Annotated in this window: 7 protein-coding genes; 3 read left to right on the top strand and 4 right to left on the bottom strand. The window is 68.9% G+C overall.

Features of this window, described 5'->3' with window-relative positions; translation table 11 throughout:
- Window positions 1-254, bottom strand: a 254-nt coding sequence (locus VF139_06695) for an ROK family protein (GenBank protein ID HEX6851079.1), incomplete at its 3' end; no start/stop codon positions are given.
- Between the two features lie 87 nt (window positions 255-341).
- Between VF139_06695 and VF139_06700 the strand changes: the two genes are divergently transcribed.
- Genes VF139_06700 through VF139_06710 form a run of 3 tightly spaced genes read left to right on the top strand, consistent with a single transcriptional unit; the run spans window position 342 to window position 3,313 of the window.
- The gene (locus VF139_06700) at window positions 342-1,595 is read left to right on the top strand and encodes a radical SAM protein (protein HEX6851080.1); all 1,254 of its coding nucleotides are present in this window, start codon (window positions 342-344) and stop codon (window positions 1,593-1,595) included.
- Window positions 1,596-1,628: 33 nt separating this feature from the next.
- Window positions 1,629-2,279: an MOSC domain-containing protein gene (locus VF139_06705; GenBank protein ID HEX6851081.1), complete on the top strand. Its 651-nt coding sequence runs from the start codon at window positions 1,629-1,631 to the stop codon at window positions 2,277-2,279.
- Window positions 2,276-3,313, top strand: coding sequence for an aldo/keto reductase (locus VF139_06710; GenBank protein HEX6851082.1), 1,038 nt, complete (start codon window positions 2,276-2,278; stop codon window positions 3,311-3,313). The genes VF139_06705 and VF139_06710 overlap by 4 nt, the downstream gene beginning before the upstream one ends.
- A 13-nt stretch (window positions 3,314-3,326) precedes the next feature.
- Here the strand turns inward: VF139_06710 and VF139_06715 are convergent, their stop codons facing one another.
- From VF139_06715 to VF139_06725, 3 genes are read right to left on the bottom strand one after another with little or no spacing between them, the layout of a single operon-like run.
- Window positions 3,327-3,944 (bottom strand): outer membrane beta-barrel protein, encoded by a 618-nt coding sequence (locus tag VF139_06715; GenBank protein HEX6851083.1) that lies wholly within the window; start codon window positions 3,942-3,944, stop codon window positions 3,327-3,329.
- Window positions 3,945-3,955: 11 nt separating this feature from the next.
- A complete protein-coding gene (locus VF139_06720; protein HEX6851084.1) occupies window positions 3,956-4,558 on the bottom strand; it encodes a hypothetical protein in 603 nt (200 codons plus the stop codon).
- The gene (locus VF139_06725) at window positions 4,552-5,139 is read right to left on the bottom strand and encodes a hypothetical protein (GenBank protein HEX6851085.1); all 588 of its coding nucleotides are present in this window, start codon (window positions 5,137-5,139) and stop codon (window positions 4,552-4,554) included. Before VF139_06725 ends, VF139_06720 begins: the two co-directional genes overlap by 7 nt.
- Between the last annotated feature and the right edge of the window lie 69 nt (window positions 5,140-5,208).

Here is a 5,208-nt window from a genome sequence, read left to right on the forward strand (position 1 = left end):
CCGATCAGCCAGGTGGAGTTGGCGTTTTTCACGAGGCCGGTCGTCGGGGAAATCGCCCCGGGGATCCCGACCCCGACCGGGCCGGTCCCGCCGGCCTCCGTCTCGACTTCCGCCACCAGGTCGCGGATCGCGGCGAGGGTGGCGGCGTAGTCCCCCCGCGGGGTCGGGACCCGCCGGCGGGCGAGGATGGAGCCGTCCTCGTCCAGCGCCGCCGCCTCGACCTTCGTCCCCCCCAGATCCACGCCGATTCGCATGTTGTGAAGGGTACACGTGACAAACATCACGTTTGCCGCGGTGCGGCGCGCGGTACCTTCCTGTTTCGTTCTGGAGGGGCCCCGACGATGGAACGCGACGTCCGCAAGAACCCGTCCCTGCTCAAGCTCGACCTCTACTGCAAGGGCCTGCGTCTCGACGACTCGTGCCTCGTCGAGGAGCAGGGGGGCCGGAAGATCATGCGGACCCGCGCGGGGCTCGGGTCGGGGCTCGAGGCGATCCTCCCCGGCGGGTACTGGACGAACATCCCGGTCGTCGAATCGTTCGCCGCGAAGTCCCCCTACGTGCTGCGCTGGGAGAACGACAGGTTCCTCCTGCGTCACGAGCAGGTCGGCGAGGTCTGCGAGCTGAAGCTCTCCCCGAATCCCCCCTGGTACCAGAAGAAGACGACCACCGGAAAGCTGATGACCCGCGTCGGGTCGCTGCAGGGGACCTATCTCGGCGTCTACCCGTCGAAGGTCTGCGAGTACTGGCTCGAGAAGCCCAAGGAGCAGTGCAAGTTCTGTTCGGTCGGCCTGAACCTCGGCGCCGACGACGCGGACGAGAAGTCGGTGCGCGAGGTGGTCGAGGTCGTGGAGGCCGCTCGCCGGGAATCGGGGATCACCTACGTCGACTTCAACACCGGCCACTACGACGGCGACACGTACCTCGACATCCTCGAGCCGTACATCAAGGCGGTGAAGCAGCGGACCGGCGTGCTGATCGGCGTGCAGACGCCGCCCCACCACGACCTCAAGCGCTACAAGGAGCTGCGGCGCATGGGGGTCAACCGCGTGTCGTTCTGCTTCGAGCTGTACAACCGCGAGTGTTTCGAGTCGATCTGCCCCGGCAAGCACCGCCAGTACGGCCTCGACCGCTACCTCGAGGCGGTCCGCTACTGCGCGCAGGAGGTCGGCCCGACCGGGCGCGGCTTCGAGCCCTGGGTCACCAACGGGGAGATCATCGCGGGGCTCGAGCCTCCGGAGGACTCCATCCGCGCGATCGACTGGATCACCTCCGTGGGCGCGATCCCGACGGTGTGCGTCTTCCGCCCGCTCGTCGGGACCGATCTCGAGGACCAGAAATCCCCCGAGACCGAGCCCCTGATCCCCGTCTTCGCGCGCCTGTGGGAAGCCTGCATGGAGAAGGGGCTGCCGTTCGGGATCGCCCCGAACATCCACGTCTCCCTCGTCATGCTCCCCGAGGAATGCCGCGGGCTCTCCGACAAGGCGAACAAGTTCTGGCTCCAGGACCTCAAGCGCAGCGCGATGAAGAAGGTCTTCCAGATGCAGCTCCGCCGGGAGCTCGCGAAGGCCCCGATCGCCAACGGCGCGGCGGCGTAACGGGCCGAAACTCGCGGGCATCCCAAGCGTCTCGTGGACGCCCGCATCCGCTCCGTCAACGTCGGCCGGCCCCGCAAGCTCGAGGCCCTGGGGCGCACCACGCGCACGTCCATCTTCAAGGAACCCGTCGACGGAGCGGTCGCCGTGCGCGCCGAGGGGCTCGACGGGGACCGACAGGCCGACCTTCGCGTCCACGGCGGCCCCACCAAGGCGGTCTACGGCTACCCCGTCGAGCACTACCCGCTCTGGGCCGCCGAGATGCCGGGCGAGCCCCTTCCCTGGGGCGCACTCGGGGAGAATCTCTCCCTGGAAGGGCTCCGCGAGGCGGAGGTCTTCGTCGGGGACGTCTATCGCGTCGGGACGGCCGAGCTGCGCGTCACCGAGCCGCGCCTGCCTTGCTTCAAGCTCGTGATGAAGTTCCGCCGGGAGTCGATGATCCCGAGGATGCTGGAGACACGGCGGACCGGGTTCTACTTCGGCGTCGTCCGGGAGGGCCGGATCGCCGCGGGGGACCGCATCGAGCTCGTCTCGCGGGACCCCGCGAGGCTGACCGTCGACGACGTCGTGCGGCTCACCGCGACCGATCCCGACGACGTCGAAACCTTGCGACGCGCGCTCGCCTGCGAGACCCTGCCCGAGGGCTGGAAGACGAAGTTCCGGCGCCGCCTCGAGGAGCTCTCGTGAACGCGACCTCGCTCGCCCACTACCGCCTCCTCGGTCGCTCGGGGCTGCGGGTCTCGCCGCTGACGCTCGGCACGATGACCTTCGGCGAGGACTGGGGGTGGGGCGCCGACCGGGAGACCTCCCGTCGCATCCTCGACCGGTACCTCGAGCGCGGCGGGAACTTCATCGACACCGCGAACCTCTACACGAACGGCACGAGCGAGAGTCTGCTGGGCGACTTCCTCGAAGGGCGCCGCGAGCAGGTCGTGCTCGCGACGAAGTTCACCCTGAGCATGCGGCGCGGCGACCCGAACGGCGGCGGGAACCAGCGCAAGAACCTCGTGCAGTCCCTGGAGGCGAGCCTGAGGCGCCTGCGCACCGACCGCATCGACCTCTACTGGGTGCACGCGTGGGACGGGATCACCCCCGTGGACGAGACGATGCGCGCCCTCGACGACGCCGTGCGCCTGGGGAAGATCCTCTACGTCGGCGTGTCGGACTACCCCGCGTGGAAGGTCGCGCAGGCGAACACCCTCGCGGAGCTTTCCGGGTGGACGCCCTTCCGCGCCCTCCAGGTCGAGTACTCCCTCGTCCAGCGCGACGTCGAGCGGGAGCTCGTCCCGATGGCCCGCGAGCTGGGGCTCGGGATCACGCCGTGGGCGCCGCTCGCCGGCGGCGTTCTCACCGGGAAATACACGACGGGCGGCGACTCCCAGCGCCGCGACCGGAACATGAACCTCCACCGCCTCGGCGAACGCACCGACCGCATCGTGCGCGAGCTCCTCGCGATCGCGGGCGAGCTCGGCAGGAGTCCCGCGCAGGTCGCGATCCGCTGGTGCCTCGAGCGCCCGGGCGTGACGAGCCCGATCCTCGGCGCACGCAACGTCGAGCAGCTCGAGGACAACCTCGGCGCCCTCGCCTTCACCCTGTCGGACGATCAGCGTCGCCGGCTCGACGAGGCCTCGGCGATCGTGCTCGGCTGGCCGCACGACTTCCTCGCCCAGCCCGGCGTGCGGGAGAACCTGGCCGGGGGGACGAACGTCGTAACGGAGTGACGGCGGGTAACCGTTACCAGCCTAGCCCGAAGGTGACGCCGGCGTGGAGCCCGCCGGCCTTGACGTTGTAGGTATTGAGGTGGAAGAGGGGGTCTTCGTCGACCTCGAGATTGACGTCGGCGGTGCTCCAGCGGACGTCGAAGCCCAAGTTGAACCGGCTGCCGAGACGCCAGAAGACGCCGCCGCCGAGCCACGGTCCGAGCGTCGTGTCCTCCGCATCGTACTTCACGGACGGGTAGTCGTATTCGACGGAGGCCGTGATCAGCGTCATGCCGCCTCCGACGTAGGGGCGGGCCTTGCCGCGGTTCCAGATCTTCCGGATGCCCAGCGCGACCTCGTGCGTGGCTCCGGTGAACTTCGCCGTGCCCAGGTACCAGAGCACGGGATCGACGTAGTCGTCCTCCCGTTCCGACTTCAACACGTCGAGGGCGATGAAGACCGGCCAGTCCGAGTGACCGAACGACATCGCCACTCCGAGCTCCGCCTGCTTCTCCGCGGGCTTCCAGTCGCCGGAGTCGAGCCACTTCCGGCCGACGAGGAGATTCACGTGGCCTTCCGGGTCGCCCGCCGCGGCCGTCCCAACGGAAACGACGAGAATCAGCAGCGGGAGGAGCAACGCGAGCCGGCTCATGGGCACCCCCCTCACCACGCGTACCCGAAGGTGAGCCCGTAGCTGAAGCCGCCCACGTCGATGTTCGCCGGGGTTTCGTAGATCTCCTCGAAGTCGGTACCGGCGATCTCCCACCGGACGTCGAATCCGAGGTCGAAGTGCCGCCCGAGGCGCCACGCGACGCCGCCGCAGGCCCACGGCCCGTAGGCGTCCGACTCGGCGTTCCGGACCGGATCCGAGAAGCGCTCGTCGCGGCGTTCTTCGTACGTCGCCCGGATCATGGCGATCCCACCTCCGACGTACGTTCGGGCCGGACCGACCTTCCAGAACTTGCGGACGCCCACCGCGACCTCGAGCGTGTCGAGCTCGACGTCGGGACCGAAGCGACTCCCGCCGTCGGCGGACATGTCGAGAAGGTCCACCGCGACGTGGATCGGCCAGTCGGCCCCGGCGAACGAAAGGAGCGCCCCGAAGTTCGTCCCGGTCTCGGGGACGAGGAACCCGTCCTCGCTCGTGTGTTTCTGCCCGAGCAGGAGGTGCGCCGACGATTCGCTTCGAGCCTGGGCGCACGCGAGGAGCGCGACGGCCGTCGCGAGCACGGCCGGGAGCGCGGGCTTTCGCGCGCGGGTTACCACCCGAACCCGAGCGTGATCCCGCCGTGCAACCCGCCGGCCTTCACGTCGTTCGCGACGAAGCCGTCGCCGAAGTCGAGATCGACCTCGGCGCTGCTCCACCGGACGTCGAACCCCAGGTTGAAGCGCTTGCCGAGGCGCCAGAAGACCCCGCCGCTCACCCACGGTCCGATCGCCGTGTCGCTCGCGTCGATGGTGATCCCGAACTCCTCGAACTCCGCGCCGGCGGAGATCAGCGCGATCCCTCCCCCGACGTAAGGGTGCGCGTTTCCGGCGTTCCAGATCTTGCGGGCACCGAAGGAGCCCTCGATCGTCGCCGCGGTGAAGGTGGCGGATCCGAAGAACGGGTCCTCGACGTCTTCTTCCTTGGCGGAGGTCATCACGTCCACGGCGATGTAGATGGGCCAGTCCGAGTTGCCGAACGACATGATCGCGCCGAACTCGGGCTGCTTGTCGGCGGGATCCCAGTCGTCGGAGTCGAGCGACTTCTGTCCGAGGAAGAAGTTGACGTGACCCTCGGCGAGCACGGGGGTGGCGGTGAACAGCAGTGTGAGCGTCGCGAGCACGAGCGTGAGCTTTCGCATGAGCCCTCCTTGCGCGCATGATGGGCACCATTCCCCGCGAAGTTCAAGCCGAAAGAGGAACGGGCGCCC

The sequence above is a fragment of the Candidatus Polarisedimenticolaceae bacterium genome, assembly GCA_036376135.1.
GTDB lineage: Bacteria > Acidobacteriota > Polarisedimenticolia > Polarisedimenticolales > DASRJG01 > DASVAW01.